General features: G+C 39.2%; 18 protein-coding genes and 4 tRNA genes. 8 read left to right on the top strand and 14 right to left on the bottom strand.

Annotated elements, in window-relative coordinates:
- Positions 1–576 (top strand): xanthine phosphoribosyltransferase, encoded by a 576-nt coding sequence (locus tag AC1M9I_RS11520; protein WP_035265221.1) that lies wholly within the window; start codon positions 1–3, stop codon positions 574–576.
- 37 nt (positions 577–613) lie between these two features.
- On the opposite strand, the gene AC1M9I_RS11515 is transcribed toward AC1M9I_RS11520, so the two are convergent.
- The 4 genes from AC1M9I_RS11515 to AC1M9I_RS11500 form a co-directional block, all read right to left on the bottom strand.
- A complete protein-coding gene (locus tag AC1M9I_RS11515) occupies positions 614–1,468 on the bottom strand; it encodes a MetQ/NlpA family ABC transporter substrate-binding protein (RefSeq protein WP_481594888.1) in 855 nt (284 codons plus the stop codon).
- A gap of 166 nt (positions 1,469–1,634) precedes the next feature.
- Positions 1,635–2,381 (bottom strand): isopenicillin N synthase family dioxygenase, encoded by a 747-nt coding sequence (locus tag AC1M9I_RS11510; protein WP_481611058.1) that lies wholly within the window; start codon positions 2,379–2,381, stop codon positions 1,635–1,637.
- The gene (locus AC1M9I_RS11505) at positions 2,378–2,512 is read right to left on the bottom strand and encodes a hypothetical protein (protein WP_481593788.1); all 135 of its coding nucleotides are present in this window, start codon (positions 2,510–2,512) and stop codon (positions 2,378–2,380) included. Before AC1M9I_RS11505 ends, AC1M9I_RS11510 begins: the two co-directional genes overlap by 4 nt.
- A gap of 115 nt (positions 2,513–2,627) precedes the next feature.
- Positions 2,628–3,608 (bottom strand): aliphatic sulfonate ABC transporter substrate-binding protein, encoded by a 981-nt coding sequence (locus tag AC1M9I_RS11500; RefSeq protein ID WP_092768056.1) that lies wholly within the window; start codon positions 3,606–3,608, stop codon positions 2,628–2,630.
- Positions 3,609–3,879: 271 nt separating this feature from the next.
- Here AC1M9I_RS11500 and AC1M9I_RS11495 point away from each other — a divergent pair, with 271 nt between their 5' ends.
- The gene (locus AC1M9I_RS11495) at positions 3,880–4,254 is read left to right on the top strand and encodes a hypothetical protein (RefSeq protein ID WP_035265212.1); all 375 of its coding nucleotides are present in this window, start codon (positions 3,880–3,882) and stop codon (positions 4,252–4,254) included.
- Between the two features lie 50 nt (positions 4,255–4,304).
- Here the strand turns inward: AC1M9I_RS11495 and wrbA are convergent, their stop codons facing one another.
- Positions 4,305–4,901, bottom strand: a complete 597-nt coding sequence (gene wrbA, locus AC1M9I_RS11490) for an NAD(P)H:quinone oxidoreductase (protein ID WP_035265209.1) — start codon at positions 4,899–4,901, stop codon at positions 4,305–4,307.
- A 114-nt stretch (positions 4,902–5,015) separates the two neighbouring features.
- On the opposite strand from wrbA, the gene AC1M9I_RS11485 reads away from it, so the two are divergent.
- Entirely contained in the window at positions 5,016–6,260 is a 1,245-nt protein-coding gene (locus AC1M9I_RS11485; RefSeq protein WP_481586800.1) for a YihY family inner membrane protein, read from the top strand.
- 37 nt (positions 6,261–6,297) lie between these two features.
- Here the strand turns inward: AC1M9I_RS11485 and yddG are convergent, their stop codons facing one another.
- Together yddG and AC1M9I_RS11475 are read right to left on the bottom strand one after the other, a co-directional pair.
- Positions 6,298–7,185: an aromatic amino acid DMT transporter YddG gene (gene yddG / locus AC1M9I_RS11480; RefSeq protein WP_481593790.1), complete on the bottom strand. Its 888-nt coding sequence runs from the start codon at positions 7,183–7,185 to the stop codon at positions 6,298–6,300.
- Entirely contained in the window at positions 7,182–8,123 is a 942-nt protein-coding gene (locus AC1M9I_RS11475) for a DMT family transporter (protein ID WP_481593791.1), read from the bottom strand. The genes yddG and AC1M9I_RS11475 overlap by 4 nt, the downstream gene beginning before the upstream one ends.
- A gap of 102 nt (positions 8,124–8,225) precedes the next feature.
- Between AC1M9I_RS11475 and AC1M9I_RS11470 the strand changes: the two genes are divergently transcribed.
- Positions 8,226–9,029, top strand: coding sequence for an AraC family transcriptional regulator (locus AC1M9I_RS11470; RefSeq protein ID WP_092768062.1), 804 nt, complete (start codon positions 8,226–8,228; stop codon positions 9,027–9,029).
- 51 nt (positions 9,030–9,080) lie between these two features.
- Here AC1M9I_RS11470 and AC1M9I_RS11465 read toward each other — a convergent pair whose 3' ends face one another.
- Positions 9,081–9,719, bottom strand: coding sequence for a fumarylacetoacetate hydrolase family protein (locus AC1M9I_RS11465; RefSeq protein WP_092768064.1), 639 nt, complete (start codon positions 9,717–9,719; stop codon positions 9,081–9,083).
- 45 nt (positions 9,720–9,764) lie between these two features.
- Complete coding sequence (locus AC1M9I_RS11460; protein ID WP_481593792.1) at positions 9,765–10,268, bottom strand: YcxB family protein; 504 nt, start codon at positions 10,266–10,268, stop codon at positions 9,765–9,767.
- A gap of 171 nt (positions 10,269–10,439) precedes the next feature.
- Between AC1M9I_RS11460 and AC1M9I_RS11455 the strand changes: the two genes are divergently transcribed.
- Positions 10,440–11,747: an SRPBCC family protein gene (locus AC1M9I_RS11455; protein WP_481593793.1), complete on the top strand. Its 1,308-nt coding sequence runs from the start codon at positions 10,440–10,442 to the stop codon at positions 11,745–11,747.
- Between the two features lie 74 nt (positions 11,748–11,821).
- Here AC1M9I_RS11455 and AC1M9I_RS11450 read toward each other — a convergent pair.
- The 4 genes from AC1M9I_RS11450 to AC1M9I_RS11435 form a co-directional block, all read right to left on the bottom strand.
- Positions 11,822–11,898 (bottom strand) — tRNA-Arg (locus AC1M9I_RS11450).
- A gap of 361 nt (positions 11,899–12,259) precedes the next feature.
- Positions 12,260–12,336, bottom strand: a tRNA-Arg gene (locus AC1M9I_RS11445).
- Positions 12,337–12,379: 43 nt separating this feature from the next.
- Positions 12,380–12,456: transfer RNA gene (locus AC1M9I_RS11440), tRNA-Arg, on the bottom strand.
- A gap of 16 nt (positions 12,457–12,472) precedes the next feature.
- Positions 12,473–12,563: transfer RNA gene (locus AC1M9I_RS11435), tRNA-Ser, on the bottom strand.
- A 262-nt stretch (positions 12,564–12,825) separates the two neighbouring features.
- On the opposite strand from AC1M9I_RS11435, the gene rnr reads away from it, so the two are divergent.
- The 3 genes from rnr (at position 12,826) to AC1M9I_RS11420 (ending at position 17,726) form a co-directional block, all read left to right on the top strand.
- Entirely contained in the window at positions 12,826–15,264 is a 2,439-nt protein-coding gene (gene rnr / locus AC1M9I_RS11430; RefSeq protein WP_481611061.1) for a ribonuclease R, read from the top strand.
- 172 nt (positions 15,265–15,436) lie between these two features.
- Positions 15,437–17,476: a M3 family metallopeptidase gene (locus AC1M9I_RS11425; protein WP_035265188.1), complete on the top strand. Its 2,040-nt coding sequence runs from the start codon at positions 15,437–15,439 to the stop codon at positions 17,474–17,476.
- Between the two features lie 40 nt (positions 17,477–17,516).
- On the top strand, positions 17,517–17,726 hold the full coding sequence (locus AC1M9I_RS11420) for a YheV family putative zinc ribbon protein (protein WP_171076743.1): 210 nt from the start codon (positions 17,517–17,519) through the stop codon (positions 17,724–17,726).
- Between the two features lie 54 nt (positions 17,727–17,780).
- Here the strand turns inward: AC1M9I_RS11420 and AC1M9I_RS11415 are convergent, their stop codons facing one another.
- Positions 17,781–19,166 carry a TRAP transporter large permease subunit gene (locus tag AC1M9I_RS11415; RefSeq protein WP_373687203.1) on the bottom strand — a complete coding sequence of 462 codons (1,386 nt, stop codon included), beginning with the start codon at positions 19,164–19,166 and terminating at the stop codon, positions 17,781–17,783.
- Between the last annotated feature and the right edge of the window lie 89 nt (positions 19,167–19,255).

Genomic DNA, 19,255 nt, shown 5'->3' with positions numbered 1-19,255 from the left:
GTGTACGCACTAGAACAGAAAATCTTAAACGAAGGTATCGTTCTATCTGATCAGGTTTTAAAAGTTGATTCTTTTCTAAACCACCAAATCGACCCAGTGATGATGCAACAAATTGGTCAAGAATTTGCTCGTCTATTCAAAGATGCAGGCATCACCAAAATCATCACAATTGAAGCTTCAGGTATCGCACCTGCTGTGATGGCTGGCTTGGAACTTGGTGTACCGGTAATTTTTGCACGTAAGTATCAATCTTTAACTTTAAAAGATGATTTATATCGTTCAAAAGTATTCTCTTTTACAAAGCAAGTAGAAAGCACAATTGCTATTTCTAAGAAGCACATTGCAGCAACAGATAAGGTTCTTGTGATCGATGACTTTCTTGCGAATGGACAAGCAGCTTTAGGTTTAGCTGATTTGATTCACCAAGCTGAAGCTGAGGTTGTCGGGATTGGTATCGTGATTGAAAAGTCGTTCCAACCTGGCCGTGATCTTTTACTTGAAAAAGGTTACCGAGTTGAGTCACTTGCTCGTGTTGAATCACTTGCAAATGGGACAGTGACTTTTGTTCAAGAATAATTTTGAACATTAAAAAAAGCGCCTAACGGCGCTTTTTTTATTTTAATGTGGCAGGATCTAGTTGAATGCCCAATTTTGTACCACCAAAATGCTTTTGAATATAATCCTCAACGTAAGGCTGATGGTAAAGATTTGAAAGTTTTTGAAATTTTGGATCATTCAATCGGTCTTTACGCACTGCAAGTATATTGACATTTTCTAAAGCTTTATCAGTGACCTCTTCTTTAAATATCGCATTTGTTATTACATTTAGTCCACTTTCCAGAGCAATAGTATTTCCAATTGCGGCTAAATCCACCTCAGACAAGACACGTGGGAGTTGTGCACCTTTGACCAATTTAAATTGAAGTGATTTCGGATTTGACTGGATACTTTCAAGAGTTGCAGAAATCGTATTAAAATCAGGCTTAAGTATAATTAGCTGAGCACGCTCTAATAACCTTAATGCACGTGCTGTATTCGCCACATCATTTGGAATTGCAATTAAGGCCCGATCAGGCAAAGCAATTAATGACTTGTAGTTTTGAGAATATAAACCCATAGGCTCTAAATAAGTGGTCGCCAAGACAGCAAGCTTCTGATGATTCAAGTCATTAAATTCTTTGAAATATGCCCAAGATTGAAATGCATTAACGTCAATATCACCATCGAGCAAAGCTTGATTCAAAGCCACACCGTCATTAATTTCTTTCACCTCAATGTCAACTTTTGCTGTTTTCGCCTGATCAGAATCCGCGATATGTCTCCAAATATCAACATCCGATCCATGTGATCCGATCACGATTGTTTGTTGTGTTTGCTTTGTTTTTTGAGGTTCAGGTTGAGCACTACATGCACTGATAATGAGAATTGCAAAAATAATAAATAAAAATTGGGCATATTTTGACTTCATGATTTACTCGATATTGTTGTTGATTGTTTGAGTTGTTTAAATTGCGCTGGATAATATTTTTCTGTAACGTCTAGATGAGATCTAAGTCGACCTTTGATACAGTTTTCTCCTACATTTCTCAGTAAAGGATTCAGCGGATCTGTCTCTGGTCCTTGTGCAAGTGCTTTTAAATCATTGCAAGATTTAAAAGCGGAATTTCACCAGCAAATAAATTTGGAGAAAGAAAATAAGCAACCGAGTACCGTTCTGCATTGGTTGGAGATATGACTCGATGTAGATTCGCAATCAAATATCCATTTGTGGCAAGCTCTAAAACCTCACCGATATTGACGACAAATGCGTGTTCAACAAATGGTACTTCAATCCATTTGCCTTGACTTAAGACCTGAAGTCCTCCGATCTGGTCTTGTAAAAGTAAAGTTAAAATATTGGAGTCTTTATGAGGGCCTACACCCTGATGATTCATTTGATCAATTGGAGGATAATGAATCAGCTTGAGTAGTTCATGTGGACTACCTGTAATCAATTGATCAAGTGCTGTGGCCTGCTGCCCCAATGAAAGCAACAAGGCTTTTAATAATTTAATTGCAACTTGTCTGAGATCTCGTTGCCATGCGGTGACTACGCGTTGAAACTCAGGCCAATTCGAAGGCCACTGATTTGGTCCCTGTAAACGTCTCCATGTCGGTCCAGTTTCAGGTTCTAATGCTGCCAGTTCAAAACCAATGTCTATTTGTTCTCTAAAATCAGGGGGCAGACGTGTAACTTCGGCATTTACTCGACTATACCCTCGAAAATGCGGGGAATGAATCATAGCGATTTCATCTTTTTGTTCTTGTGGCAGCGAAAAAAACTGCCGAGTAATACGCTGAATCTCTGAAATTTTTTCAGTTGGAATGCCATGACCCGTCAAATAAAAAAACCAATATCCTTGGCGATATGTGCAAGTCGTTGCAGAAAATCTGCTTGAGTTGATGATTGATCAAATTGACTTAAATTCAGAATAGGAAATGCGTTTAAGCTTTGTTTTAATGGTTGAGTCATGATGCACTCATCTTTCTAATACTTCATTGTATTAATGACTGAAAGATGAATGCTTTTGAAATCATTTAAATTGGATACTTATGCGTCTATAAAAATATGATTCACGTTCAATCACTTAGTCTTGCCCAGTCCACACATGATCTTTTAAAGACACGGCATTCGGAATGAGTTTAAGTTGATAAAACAAATCTGCAATTTTTTGTTGCGCCGTGACTGTATCTGTATCGACCAGTTTGGCATAAGCAGGAATATTTCTTTTTTCTAAAACCAGTTTGGTAATATTTTCGTCCAAGCTTGTACTTTGCGCCAAAATTTTTGCGGCTTGATCTGGGTGTTGATTGATCCAATCATCTACTTGATTTAATGTTTGCACAAATTTTTGGGCTTCAACCGCATGTTGTTTTAAAAATTTTGGTGAAGACAAATAGAAGCTATATGCCAATGGCAAAGCTTTTGAATCAATAAGAACACGTGTATCACCTTTAAGCGAAGCAGCACTTGCATAAGGATCCCAAATCGCCCAAGCATCGAGTGATTTTTTATCAATAGCAGCTCGTGCATCTGCAGGCGTTAACCAGACGGGTTGAATATCAGACCAGCTCAATTGAGCTTGATCTAATATTTGTGAGAGAAAGTAATGCGCACTTGAACCTTGTGTAACACCAATGCGCTTACCTTTTAGATCCTTTAAGCTTTGAATCGTACTGTCTTTGGGTAACAGCAAGCTATGTGAGTTTTTAGATCCATTTTCATAAGCTAAATATTGAATTGGTTTACCTGCCGAAAGTGCGAAAATTACAGGTGTATCCCCTGTATACCCCACATCTATAGCACCGACATTTAATGCTTCTAGTGTTTGAGGACCTGCCGGGAATTCTTTCCATTGAATTTTCACACCAGGAAATGCCTGCTCAAAAGTTTTATTTTGTTTTGCAACGATGAATTTAAGCGCCGCTTTTTGATAGCCAATATTCAAGGTTGTTAATTTTTCATTTGATTCATCTTGCCCCTTAAGATCAGTAGGCTTTTCTTTTGAGCATGCAATGAGGCTAAAACTCAATGTCACAATAGTACTTAGTACAAATAATTTTTTCATTGTCTTGGTAATTTTTTTGATTGGAATAAAAAAATAAGCCAAACTTCGAAAAAAATTAAATCACTATTTGCGCTTAGTTATTCAGTTCAAGATCTAAGCCATCCTGCTCATAAAATACGGTTTTATCCTTAAAAATTAAATTAATCTATTTTGAAATCAATTTTTTATTTTATCTGGCATTACAGTTTTTCTACATTCGGCCATGTTGCAACTTTAAGTGCAATGCTAGAATCTTTGAAATAAATGGATGTATAGATTAGAGCAATCCTAAATGACTGAAAACTTAGAAATACACTGCCCAAAATGCGGTTCAACTGATATTGAAAAACGCAACCATGAACAATTACTGCAAAAAACAGGTGGTGTTCTTCTTTCCGCAGCGGGTACGACTGCGGGTACTGTGGGTGGTGCTGCATCAGGTGCTTCTATTGGTGCTTCCATTGGTGCTGTTGCGGGCCCTTTAGGTGTAATCATGGGTGGCACAATAGGCACTTTTGTTGGTGCAATCAGTGTGGGTGTGACTGGTGGCTTTTTAGGTCATCGTTTTGGAAAAAAAGCGGGTGAAATCGTCGATAAGAATGTTTTCCTCGATTACCAATGCAAAAAGTGCAAACACCGGTTTGAACAAAAACATATTTCAAAATAAAAGTGAGCGAGAAGCTCACTTTTTTATGCCTGATAAAATAATCTTTAAAATTATTTCTTTAACATTTGCAACGCCACTTCACCTAATCGTTTCCCTTGCTCGATACATAGTGATTTTTCATCTTGGCTTAGAGATTGATCGTGTCTAGGACCACTGACATGTGTAGCACCATAAGGTGTCCCACCTGATTTTGTATTTGATAAAGCTGGATTGGCATTGGTTAAACCCAAAATCAGCATTCCATGATGAAACAAAGGTGGCAACATGGTCAGTAATGTACTTTCCTGCCCGCCGTGCATAGACCCCGATGAACCAAACACACAAGCAGGTTTATTATGCAATGCACCATTGAGCCATAAGCTCGTTGTTTGGTCCCAAAAATATTTCATTTCTGATGCCATATTGCCAAATCGAGTTGGTGATCCTAATGCAAGTCCCGAACAATGTTGAAGATCATCCAAAGTCGCATAAATATCGCCCTCCTCTGGAATACTCGGTGCTGCTTCGGTCACCACTGTTGCCAACTGTGGGACTGTTCTAATTTTCGCAAGCATTCCAGTAGATTCAATTCCTTGAGCAATTAAATGTGCCATTTCCTTGGTTGAACCATATTTGCTGTAATACAGAACCAGAACATATGCTTGCATAAAAAGATCATCCAATGAAAAAAGAAAACTATACGGTATTTTTTTTAAAATTTGGTTAAGCTGTGCAACGAACGTACAGAATTTTAACTAAAAAATACTCGAGACTCATTATTTATGGCGGAAATCTTAAAAAAGTTACCTTTCTACAATAAAACATGGTTTCAGTTTATTTTGTTTGTACTACGACGCTTTGAAGCTAACAATTGTCGTGAGCAAGCAGGCTCTTTAACTTACACCACACTTTTCGCTGTCGTGCCGATGTTGACCGTATTCTTGGTTATCATTTCATCGATTAAAGCATTAGAACCTGCTCGGCAACAATTACAACAATTGATCTACAGTAATTTTCTGCCTAAAACCAGTATCGCGTTTGACAAAGCATTGAATGCATTTACTGACAATTCGAGCAACTTAACCATTATTGGTGTGCTGTTTTTATTCTTTACCACAGTAATGATGCTCACTAGCATTGAGACAGCATTCAATCGTATTTGGCGTGTGACAGAAACGCGTAATGGCATTATTGGTTTTATGCGCTATTGGACCATCATTTCACTGGGACCAATCCTGCTGGGTTCGGCTTTTGTGATTTCATCGACTTTAGCGTCTATGAACATCCTAAGCAATAATTTTGCAGGTTATGAATTGAATGGCACGTTTATTTTATGGGTCATCTCATTTGCACTCACCGCATTTGGTTTTTTCGCCTTGTATTGGACGATTCCAAACCGCTCTGTTCCAATAAAAGCAGCCATGATTGCTGCGATTTTTAGTGCTGTTACCTTCGAGTTACTGAAAAATTTATTCGGCTTCGTGATGACTAACTTTACCAGTTATCAGTTGGTTTACGGTGCTTTTGCAGCAGTTCCAATTTTCCTGTTGTGGATTTATCTCTCTTGGAACATCGTACTGCTTGGTGTTGAGATAAGTTATGCCCTCACAGCATTTCATACAGGTAAGACCGAAACGCGCCATCCAATTCTCATGCTTCTAGATATGCTTGAGTTATTCTATAAAAAACAAAAACAAGGTAAAACCGTAACCGATCTGGAGGCACTTGATATTTTAGGACGCGGTGAAATTGGCCGCTGGCCTAAATATGTCAATCTATTGGAACAGCAGAATATTATTAAACGTACAGATAATAATGAATATGTTTTGGTTAGAAATTTAGATCATCTTGATTTTTGGTCATTTTATAAATCATTGCCTTATACGCTACCTGATAAAAATGATATCGGACAAATCCATGAAGATGACGTATGGATGAACCGTATTGGCCCTGCACTGATTGAAGCTGATGATTATCTTGCTGCGAAGCTCTCCGTTCCGCTATCGACCATACTTGAAGAAAAGTAAGCTCTTGCAATAAGAAAAGACCTCTATAGGTCTTTTCTTATTTCGTAGACGGATTATATGGACGTGTAGATTGCCAACAAATAAGTGCGCCTAAGGTCACTAAGACACAACCGATCCAAAAGCTCATTAGAGGTTGCACATCTAGAATCAGCATCGACATCAGACTTGAAAAAATGGGCATAAAATACGTTGCCAAAATTAAAATTTTGAGATGTCCATATTGCATGCTTTGGTTCCAATTGCTATAAGCCAAGCCAATTAAGCTGCCAATGACTACAACCATCAGCCATGTCATCAAATTCAGCTCAACAAAGGGTTCTCGCATCACAAAATGTACAGCCCACAACCCAACTGCAGTCATTAGAAAAAGAAACGGAACAGCATTATGACCTTCTGCATATTTCTTGGTAAATATACTGTACAAAGGCCATAGCACGGCGCCAATAAAAGCAAATGAGTACGCGAATGGATTTTCAAGCACAGCCACCAATATGCGTTTCGGCTCGAGAATATTTGGATTAACAACCATCATTAACCCAAGAATGGCACATGCAAAGCCAGCAATCACCCAAATATTCGCGCTCAATTGCCGTGCAAGAATCGAAAATACTATCAGCAAAGGAGGCCAAAGATAATTAATCATTGCAATGATTAATACCTGTTCTCGATGCGTTGAAAGTGCAATCGAAATTAAAAACAGGATCTCATAGCCCACAAAAAGAGCACCACAGCCCCATAAGTATTTTTTAGGCATGAGTGAAAGCTTGGGAAAACCATTTTTCCATAACATGAACAATGCACTAAAACTATAGATCAGTGCCACCGCCTGTACCGGGCTTAATGATTCAGTTACAAGTTTCACCACCGCAACCAACGAGGCCCAAATTAAAATCGAGCTTAATCCCAGCCATGTATACTGATTCAATGGAATGCTCCAATTCTTGCGCTGATTCGATCAAAATAAATTCTCAAATAGCGGTGCAAAGATACAATCATAATCCCTGCAAGAACCATACAAGAACCGACCAAGAAACTCGTTTCGATCTCCTCATCTAACAGCCATACACCAAACAACATGCCGAACATGGGGGTCAAAAATGAAAACACACCTAAGCCATTTGCTAAATAAGTTCGTAACAACCAAAACCATAGCAGCAAACTTAAAAAAGACATTACCACCGCATGAAATGTTAAGCTCAGAAACGTCAGTTGTGACCAGCGCACATCTGCTTGTCCAGTCCAAAAAGCTAAGGGTAATAAAAAAATAAAGCCCCCAAGCAATTGATAAAATAATGTTTGAGTAGGCGGTGCCTCTGAAAGCGTTGAAAATTTTAAAGAAATCGTAGTCAATGCCCACATCATCCCCGCCATTAGAGCAAGAAAATCTCCCCATAAAATAAGGCTGAGTTGGCTCTGAGCTTGATCACGCACTAAAAAAGTATAAGCGATGCCAAGAAATGCGAAACAAATACCAAACCACTGCAGATTATTCAATTTTTCAGCTTTGACTTTCCAATGTAAGCCTAAAGCCACAAAAATAGGCGCGGTATAGAGCAGAACAACAGTGTGCGCAGCACTGGTGTACCTGAGTGCCTCAGCAACCAAATAAAATTCTGCAGAAAATAAAAAGGCTAACCAAATTCCAGGAACAACATAACGGTAATTGAACAGTTGTTGCACTCGTTGTCGATACAATAATGGAACGACAAGCAAGGTTGCCAAACCACAGCGCAATGCGATTTGCATCAGAGGACTAATATCAGTAGCTGCAAGTTTCAAGACAATTTGCTGTAAACCCCAGACTAAACACAATACGATCATTAAGCTTGACGCCTGAAGGTCAAGACCTCTTCGCTCACCCATGAGTGGCACTCTTCACACAAACAAGTCGTCACTATACTGCTGACTGAATTAGAATATATAATTCAAAATAGACAACAAATACATTTATTCAGGCAATTTAATATGCCAAAACGCCATCCACATGAATCATTCGTTCAGTTAGATAATTATGATCATATCCAAGAGAATCTTTGGCTAACATTCCGTAATGATCCAGCCCATTCGGAATATCCTAAACACGGTCATGCATGGGGCGAATTTATCTATGCATTTGATGGTGTAATGGAAGTTCATATTGATCAAAATCAATATTTAACACCTCCGCCCTACGGAATTTGGCTACCACCGCATCTGCATCACAGCAGTATTAATCTCACAGCTGTTTCTCATGCCACCTTATACGTGCATGAAAGCCTGTGTGATGCACTGCCCAAACAATCAGGTATTTTACTAAGCTCCCCCTTAGTGACGGCGCTACTCAATGAACTCAGAAAAACTTATTTCAAATATGATCAACCCGAATATCAACGACTCTTAATGGTTTTGCTGGATCAATTAAAAAGTTCACCACTGCTCAAAAGCTACTTACCCCATTCTGATCATCCTGCATTACAAACGATATTTACCTACATGCATGAGCATCTCAGTGATCAGCGTCCACTGAGAGATTATGCTCAAATGGTGAATATGAGTGAGCGCACTTTATCGCGCCTATGTGAAGCTGAAATTTCGATGTCGCTCAATGAATGGCGTCAACGCTTTAAAATTACACGAGCATTAAGCTTATTGTCTGAAAATAAAACCGTTGAACATATTGCTCTAGATTTGGGCTATGCCAACGCCTCAGCCTTTATCAATATGTTTAAACGCTGGATGCACATCACGCCCCAACAGTTTCGTAAAAACATCAATTCAGACAATCTCTAACCATAAAAAAAGGATGAACCATCATCCTTTTTAATTGAGCTTGATGCATCATTAATGCACTTGCGTAGTCCACACAAAATCTTGTTTTAAGCCAGTCAAAGTCATTTTGAGCTGATCACCCGATTCTAATGGTCCCACACCTGCAGGCGTACCCGTCATGACAACATCACCAGACATTAAGCTAAAGTTTTGACTGATTTCTGCCAAAAGCGCTCCTAATTTAAAAATCAGTAACCCCGTATCACCATGTTGCCTAAGTTGATCATTAATTTCGAGCTTAAACTGGACTTGATCTAATGCTGGGACCTGATCAAGCGAAATCCAACCTGCCAAAATACAAGATCCATCAAATGCTTTCGCACGTTCCCAAGGTTGTCCTTTCTTTTTAAGCTGATCTTGTTGATCTCTTAAAGTCAAATCCAAACCAAGGGTGACTGCACCTACTGCTGCTAATGCCTCTTGAGGATCCGTAACGTTTTTGAGCGGTCGATCTATTCGCAATGAAAGTTCACATTCATGATGACACTGTCCCAATGCACGATTCCAATCAATCCCTTCTGCTAAGGACACCAAGCTACTCGGCGGCTTGATAAATAAGACAGGTTGATCAGGAATCGCATTACCTAATTCTTGAGCATGCGCAGCATAACTGCGACCGACACATACAATTTTTGATGGAACTGCACTCATGAAAATCTCTCTTATTTATAGTTTGAGTAATGAACTCATCAAAACTTAACGTTTTTGGAATGTATTTTCAAACAGTGTTCTGTCTACATCAGACTCAAATGCACGTTTTGGAATAATGACCACTGTATGATTTTTGAGTTCAAGCATATAGGTCAATTTACCCACTACAAATTTTTGTACTTCACTGTAGGCAAATGCTTGTTTAGGACGACCACTTGAAAAAAGCTCGGCAGAGTTTTGAAACAAATCAATACCTTGTTCAGTCTTACCAAATTGATATTTTTCAAACTGACGCTTGAACATCATAGGTAAGAACCAGTAACGCATAACGATTTGTAAAAAGATAAAGAACGTGCCTAAAGCCATGTAATAGCGCCCTACTCCCTCTAATCCAAGATAAAGCCCCCAAATCACGATCGCAATACTGACAAGTGGCGTTAAAAAACGCGTAAATTGTTTTTTGCCAAAAGTAGCTAATGCAAAACCATCCTGAGACTCTTGTAAATTTAAGAAGTAACGGACAGATAAAACTGGTTGAGTATCAGACATAGGGGATTCAACAATCGATTTTCTTAAGCAAAGATATTACACCACTTTACCTGAAATCGAATTGTCGTTTTAATGAATACTGTTGATTACATCATCGCACTATTGATGAAAGCATCACACGATTTACAATGACACAAAATAAAAAGTCTAAATTCATAGTTCAGGATGAAAATGAAATACTTTAACTATCGAGCATTGTGCTTAAGCCTTATTTTTATACCCAGCTTGTCGTACAGCGCGATTATTGAATGGAAAGAAAATATACCCAGTGCGTTAAAACCATTTCAAAATAATAGTACCGAACTCGCCAGCATCGCCAAAGATCAGATTCTCATCTATGCGCACACAAATACCCAAACATCTATTCCGACACGCAAAAAACAACCCAATCCAAATGTGAAGTTCACATCATCTGCCATCGTATTGCCTGTTAATGAAGAAAAGGTCGCCAAAACGCTTTCACAGTTTGAAAATTTTGTTGGATTATTCCCGACATTGAAATCAGCTAAAATATTAAATCAAGAAAAAAATATCACTCAGGTTCAATATAAAATTTCCATTCCAACACCAATACCAGTGCTCAACTTTAATGAGACCATAGTGTTTCAGCATCATATTGAAGCCAATAGTATTTCGAGTTTGATTGTGGATGCACCTGTTCCTTATGGTCTAGGCAAATTTGAATGGTTCAAATTGGATCAAAATCATACTCTTCTGACCCTAACGCAATGGGGAGATTTGAACCAACCTAAAGGTTTTCTATTTAGCAAAGTTCTGAATGCAGTGCCTGAAGCAAAAATGGGAATTCCAAGTGGTACACATGCATTTTTACTTGAATCAATTCGAAAAAAATTAACAGCGCCTTCTTCGAGTGCGCTCAAACCAGAACAATTTCCATCCGACCAATTAACGACAAATCAAATAGCCAAAATCGCACAAATCAGTCGTATCACCGAACACCCTGTAAGTTTTGTCCATACACCGACAACCGTGCCTTATCAACACGGTGCAGAATCAATGCGTTTTGTGACGACGTATCAGTATTATTCCCAACCAGTGCAACAATTACAAAAATGGACACAGCCTGTACATTATAAAAAGCTGTTTCCCCGCCAACTCAAATCTATTGATATCGAAACCCTAAAAGACCAAACACAATTGGCAGATTTTAAAGTTGAACTCGGGTTAGGAGTTATTCAAATTCCATTCCGATTTAAACTAAATTTTAGCTTTCCTCAGTCGAATCAGAATAGTTTTTATGCTCAAGGCGGTGATCTGAAATACATTAAAGGAAAAATGCAATTTGATAAGTTTCAACAAGGTACTTTATTGAAAATGACGAATGCTGGAAAAATAGATGAAAAAGCACCGTTCCTGATTCGTGCAGCACGGAGCTTGCCTTATCATGATGTGCTCCCTACAGTTGGGGCGAATGTCGTCTTTGCATTGAAAGTCAAAAACGAAGAGCAGAAGAAATAAGATAAAAAAATAGACACAAAAAAACCGCAATTAAGCGGTTTCTTCTCTTTTTTACATCTTATAGATGATCAAGTTGGTGCGCTCAGAGAGATTCGAACTCCCGACCCCTTAGTTCGTAGCCAAGTGCTCTATCCAGCTGAGCTATGAGCGCGACGTCTTGATGGAGTGCATTATATATGAATATTATTATTTGTTAAGTACTTTTTAATAAAATTTAAATCAAGCGAACAGTATTTATACGTAAATGTAAATTATGGCTAGATAATCAACAACTTAAGAGATGATCAACAAGATCAATCCAAATTCCAAACAATCCTGAGTTGGATTGATGATGTTTTTATAAGAGCTAATATCTATTAATTAAAAATAATATGTGTAGAAATTTTAAAATTTATTTCTTTCTTAAGTAGCTAATAAAATATGATGATTTATAGCATCACTTCATTCTAGAAACAAAAAAACCGCAATTAAGCGGTTTCTTCTCTTTTTTACATCTTTATAGATGATCAAGTTGGTGCGCTCAGAGAGATTCGAACTCCCGACCCCTTAGTTCGTAGCCAAGTGCTCTATCCAGCTGAGCTATGAGCGCGTACTTGAGTGTCTTACGACTTCGTTACATCGATTAACTTGATTGGTGCGCTCAGAGAGATTCGAACTCCCGACCCCTTAGTTCGTAGCCAAGTGCTCTATCCAGCTGAGCTATGAGCGCATTTCAAGTTTATCGTTGGCGGTGAGAGAGGGATTCGAACCCTCGATACCAGTAATAGGTATGCTTCCTTAGCAGGGAAGTGATTTCAGCCACTCATCCACCTCACCGTAACGAGACGCCATAATACAAACTTCGTCCCTACTCTTCAAGTGAGAATTTAAAAAATTCTATGTTTTTTGTTCAATCATATATTTTTTAAACAATTTTCAGGTTTTTTACCTTTAATCTGCATTAATTTCACTTTAATACTGTCTATTCTGCATCTCTTTTATAATTTATGAACTAAAAACACTTTATTGCAATCATTTACGTGCAGTATTTCTTATCATGTCTTATGCTAAACTTATCTTCTGATATGAAGCCAAAGACATTATGAAAAATTGGGTCGACCCTGAAGCCAAAGCGGAAGCTGAACGTTACGATAATCCTATTCCAAGCCGTGTTCTGATTCTAGAAACGATTGAGAATAAGAAAAAAGCATTGTCTCATGCAGACCTTGTGGAACACTTCGAAATTGCGGATCAAAAAAGTATTGAAGCACTTAGTCACCGTTTAAGTGCGATGGTTCGTGATGGTCAATTGACGAAAGAAGGTTATAAGTTCCAGCTTATGGCAGATCAACCTGTTCATGATGCGACCATCTATATCAATAGCAAAGGTTTAGGGGTTGCGAGTATAGATGGTAAGAAAGAAGAATATTTGTTACCTGAGCGTGAATTACGTCAAGTCTTCCATGGTGACCGAGTTAAAGTTCAACAGACCTCTGTTGACCGTAAAGGTAAACCATGGGGTTTCATTACTGAAATTACCCAACGACGCGTCAAACAAATCATTGGGAAACTCGCAGAATATGAAGGTGAATACTTCATTCAACCAGCAAATCCAAATGCGCATCAACCGATTACCTTAGAAAAAGAACTCATTGCGCATGCGAAAGCTAAAGTTGGTGATTCTCTTCGAGTTGAAATTGATGATTTTCCAAATCGTGAAGAGTTTGCTACAGGCCATATTATTCAATCTATGGCCGACAAATCTGATACTGAAATTATTATTCCTCAAACCATTTTAGAATATGGTTTACCTTACGAATTTCCAGAAGCAGTAGTTCAAGAAGCTGAAAGTTTTAAAGAACCGACAGTACGAGATCGTCAAGGACGCATTGATTTAAGAGATTTACCCTTAGTCACAATTGACGGTGAAGATGCTCGTGACTTCGACGATGCTGTCTATGCAGAAAAACGTCCTGGTGGCGGCTATCGTGTCGTGGTTGCGATTGCAGATGTCAGTCATTATGTTCGTATTGGTAAACCTTTAGATGATGAAGCACAAGAACGCGGTACGTCTGTGTACTTCCCTCACTTTGTCTTACCGATGTTGCCTGAAGCACTTTCAAATGGCTTATGCTCACTCAATCCAAATGTCGATCGTCTATGTATGGTCTGTGATTTGAATTTAAGTCGCGCAGGTAAAGTCACAAAATTTGAATTCTATCCGTCGGTGATGCACTCTAAAGCACGACTCACCTATGACCAAGTTGCAAAATATTTTGAAGGTGATAGTCAAGCTGTACCTGAAGATCGTACAGTGCGTAAATCACTGAATACATTATTCCAACTTTACCAAGTATTAAAAGGTTTACGTGCAGAACGCCATGCAATGGAATTTGAAACCGTTGAAACGTACATGACCTTTGATGAACTTGGTGGAATTAAAGAAATTCTACCAAGATCACGTAACGATGCTCATAAACTCATTGAAGAATGTATGTTGTTAGCCAATGTCGCTGCTGCTGAATTTGCTTTAAAACACGAAATTCCAATGTTGTATCGTGTGCATGAGCCACCTGAATTCTCACGCATTCAAAAAGTTCGCGACTTTGTTAAGTTATTAGGTTTGAAATTCCCTGATCAACCTACGCAAGCGGACTACCAAGCGGTCATTGAAGCCACTAAAGACCGTATTGATGCGCCAAGTATTCATGCTGTGCTTCTTCGCTCCATGATGCAAGCTTATTATGGGCCAAATAACGCTGGTCACTATGGTTTGGCGTATGAGGCATACACTCATTTCACCTCTCCAATTCGTCGTTATCCAGATTTATTATTACATCGTGCTATCAAAGCACACCTCAAAAATAAACCTGCACCAGTCTCAGGTGGCGCACTAGAAGAAGCCGGTAATCATTTCTCGGCAACAGAACGTCGAGCTGATGAAGCTTCTCGCTCAGTGACCACTTGGTTAAAATGCCATTATATGCAACAGCATCTTGGTGAAGAGTTTGTTGGCGTCATTAGTGCTACGGCTGAGTTTGGTCTATTTGTCACTTTAAAAGATTTATATGTCGATGGTATGGTCCATGTAAGCCAGCTTGGCGATGACTTCTTTGTCTTCGATCAAGCGAGTCAAAGTTTAGTTGGGCAAAATCGTGGTCAGACCTTCGGTTTGGGTGATGAAGTACGCATCAAGGTTGCAGGTGTCAATTTAGAAGAACGTAAGATTGATTTTGAATTGATTCAACAACTCAGCCATGCAGGTCGCGCTATTCGTAGTCGAGCACCACGTGTCGTGAAGGAAAACCCGGTCACCAAGCAAGAAGCGTTAAATCGCATGTTGAATGAGCCTGTCGAACTCCTAAAAGATAAAGATGAAAGCGGTGAACGCCCTGTTCGTAAGAAAAAGTCCAAGGCAAAACCAAGCTCTTATACTAAAAAATCAGACAAAAAATCTGATGGAAAAGTAAAAGACAAAGCGAAAAAGAAAGCTAAAGTAAAAAAGAAAAAGTCGAATGCGAAAGCTAAATTAGACTAAATCTTTAAAGAGCGCTACGGCGCTCTTTTTTTTAAGCTTTATTTTTTTAATTTATAATCAAGTGCACCGATTCTTTATTTAGCACTTACGTAAATAATTGAATGTATCACTTGATTTAAAGTCCATAAACCCCTACATCTAAATGAAGTAAATGAATCAATTAGGTCCTTGAATGACTTTAGAAAAGGCAACTTTGCCTGTACCCGATTTTTCTCAAATTACACTTGATCAACTTAAAGCACAGATTGAACAAGCGATTCAAAATGGTCAACACTTTATAAACCAACTCGAGAAAGTCCCAGACACGGTACAATTACAATTAAATGTGCTCGATCAAATCGATCAATTAGAAAACCAAATGAGCGAATCTTGGGGTATTTTGTCTCACTTAAATGCTGTGATGAACAATCCTGAAACCCGCGAGATTTATCAGTCTCTTTTACCTAGCTTAAGTGAATACTACACACAATTAGGGCAACATACTGCGCTCTATCAAACCTACCAATATGTGCATGATGCACCTATTTTTTCGGATTTACCAGAAGCTCAACAGAGTGCGATTAAACTTGCACTTAGAGACTTTAAACTCTCAGGCGTGGCTCTAGAAGGCGAAGCAAAAAAACGCTACGCAGAAATATCAGCTCGTTTATCGCAGCTTTCTTCAGATTTTTCTAACCACGTTCTTGATGCCACACAATCATATTTCAAACCATTAACTGAAGATGAACTTGCTGGTTTACCTGCGAGCAGTATCGAACTGCTAAAGCAATACGGTCAACAACGTGAACTCGATCAAGCCGTGGCGACATTGGATTTCCCTTCTTATCTTGCGATCATGACTTACGCAGATAATCGAGAGCTTCGCGAAGCCTTATATAAAGCATATACCACGCGAGCGTCGGATCAGTCAGATCACCCTGAATATGACAATACTGCGGTGATGGAAGAAATTCTCAAATTGCGCCAAGAAATGGCTCAACTTTTAGGTTTTGATCATTATGCAGCATATTCACTGGCAAGTAAGATGGCTCCAAGTGTTGAAGCTGTAGATCAATTCCTGATTGAGTTGGCAGAACATGCTCGTAAACCTGCCCTACAAGAAATTGAGGCATTAAAAGCAATTGCTCAATCTCATGGTGTAGATGAACTACAACCTTGGGACACGACGTATTTCTCGGAAAAACTCAAAGTTCAACAGTTTAATCTGTCTCAGGAAGCACTTAAGCCATACTTCCCTACCCCTGTCGTCGTTCAAGGTTTATTTAAAATTGTGGAGCGTTTATATGGTATTCAAGTCATTGAACGTGAAGCACCTGTATGGCATCCAGATGCACGATATTATGAGCTTGAAGATCAAGGCAGTGTCATAGGTGGATTCTATTTTGACTTGTACGCTAGAAGTGGGAAACGTGGTGGAGCATGGATGAGCGGATTCCGCTCACGTATGCAAACCAACAATGGCATGCAGAAACCGATTTGTTACATGGTCGGTAATTTTACACCACCAATTGGTCAACAGCCTGCGCTTTTAACACATGATGAAGTCGTTACTCTTTTCCATGAGTTTGGACATGGTCTGCATCATATGCTCACAGAAGTAGATCATATCTCTGTAGCAGGCACACATGGTGTCGCTTGGGATGCCGTCGAGCTGCCAAGTCAGTTTATGGAATTCTGGACTTGGGATAATGAAAGCTTGGCTTTAATCAGCCAACACATTGAGACCAAAACACCCTTACCTGAAGAACTCCTTAAGTCGCTTTTGGATGCGAGATTTTTCCAATCAGGCATGCAAACCCTTCGTCAACTAGAGTTTGCCATGTTTGATTTGAATATACATAAACAATCTCCTGCTTTAGATGCAATAGCTATTCAACACACTCTAAACGAAATTCGTGAACAATATGCTGTTCTCCCTACAGCACCTTACAACCGATTCCAAAATAGTTTTAGCCATATTTTCGCAGGGGGTTATGCCGCAGGCTACTACTCTTACAAATGGGCTGAAGTTTTGGCAAGTGATGCATTCGATCGCTTTGAACAAGAAGGCATCTTCAACCAAGAGACTGGACTTGCTTTCCGCAAAGCAGTGCTTGCTGTAGGCGGTAAAGATACAGCGCTTGATGCCTTTGTTAAATTTAGAGGTCGTGAGCCTAAAATTGATGCATTATTACGCCATCAAGGTTGGACGAATGACACTAAAACTGCTTAAACTACGCTACTAATTTTTGAAGGTGAGTGTCATTATGTCGATCAAACGTCGTTTCATTGCAGGTGCAAAATGTCCGAAATGTGAAGCTATGGATCGTATTGTCATGCTCACTTCAGGTGATTCAGAATGGATCGAATGTATTGAATGTAACTATTCTGAAAATCGTCCGACACATATAGATGAACCTCAAATGCCTGAGGTTGCAGACGAAATTGGTGTTATTCAATTTAAGCCGCGCCCAAGAAATTAAGATGTTTTAAAAATCAACAAAAAATAAGCACCCGAAGGTGCTTATTTTATTTAATTATTGATACCAACCGAATAACTTAAAGATATAAGGTACATAGGCGATAATTAACATAGCTGGAATCATCACAATCAGAGGAAGAATCCAACGTTCGTATTTGTAGTAGAACGTTTTATCTTTCACTTCTGCATCGGCAGCAGCCACCTCTTCATCACCAATCGACTGCCTTGCGAGCAAGTGATTGAGTGCAACTGGAGGTGATACATAACCCAATTCGAAACCAATTAAAGCAATCATCCAGAAGTGAACAGGATCTATACCATAAGCGTAGGCGACAGGCGCAACTGTTGCTGAAATTAAGATGACAGCACCAAACGGATCCATAATCATCCCGACGAATACCATGAGACATACGATCAAGGTAATCACGATATAGATATTTTCAATATCCGTTGGGAAGTGTTCCATCAACTCGATACGCTCTAAGTATCCACCAACGCTGACAGACAATGCCATTAAGATCACAAGCGCCCCGATATGTCCGACTGTTTCACTTGCAGATACATGAATTGACTTCCAGAAACTCACTTTACGTGCAGGATTGTCTGGACTATCCTGTGCTGCAATTTCAGATGCTGACACTCGCGCCTTAGCTGCTTCTTGTTCAACCGAAGTATGGCTTAATGTCGTATCCCAATGTCCTACTGGTGCGAGCGGTGCTGGTTCATGACGTAATTTTTCATAAAGCACCATGACAAGTAAGATGATTGGCATCATGACTGGTGCAGTAAACTCATTCAAGTTGGTATTTAACGCATACTTGTAGAATGCCCACACAATCAGGAATACGATCACATAAGGAACTACTGCCACTAATGCCTTAGCGGAATTCGGGAATGCAACTGATGGCGCTGCAATACGGAATTTTTGCTCAGCAAAGAACAGTGAAATTAATAAGAACAAAGTTGAAGTGATGAGGAAAACACCAATACCATATTGGTATAACAAGTCAGTCGTCACTTCTTTGTTCAGCGATGCAACAACAACAATCAATAGACATGGACGGAGTACCACACCAAGCGAACCTGACATTGCAGCCGTAGCCAAAGCGAATTGACGGCGTCCGCCCGCATTCCAAACTTCTTTATAAATGATCGCACCTGCAGCGATTACAAAAATACCTGATGCACCTGTATAAGCTGTAGGTAATGCAGCAGCAAGTAAGATTAACCAGGTAAGCGTTTCAGGCGCTAGATTCCATGGACGTAAAATGTTTAGGAATTTATCAACAATTAATGTCTGCTTTAACAGCATACCTGCCCAAATGAACAGTGATAAATTAAGGAAAATAGTAGAGAACTCAACCAGCTGCCCTAAATAAATCCCTTGACCCATTGGATAGTCCATCACAAAGGTAAAGTTAAATCCTGTTGTGATCGCCATATAGGCATAAAGTGGGACTGACAATAATGCCATGCCAATCGTACCACCTGGCTTCGCATTTTCTGGTACACGGAACAATTGGTACAAAC

Source organism: Acinetobacter sp. ANC_7553 (assembly GCF_056779895.1).
Note: the sequence above shows the minus strand (reverse complement) of the source record. Positions and strands in the feature narration are given on the sequence as shown.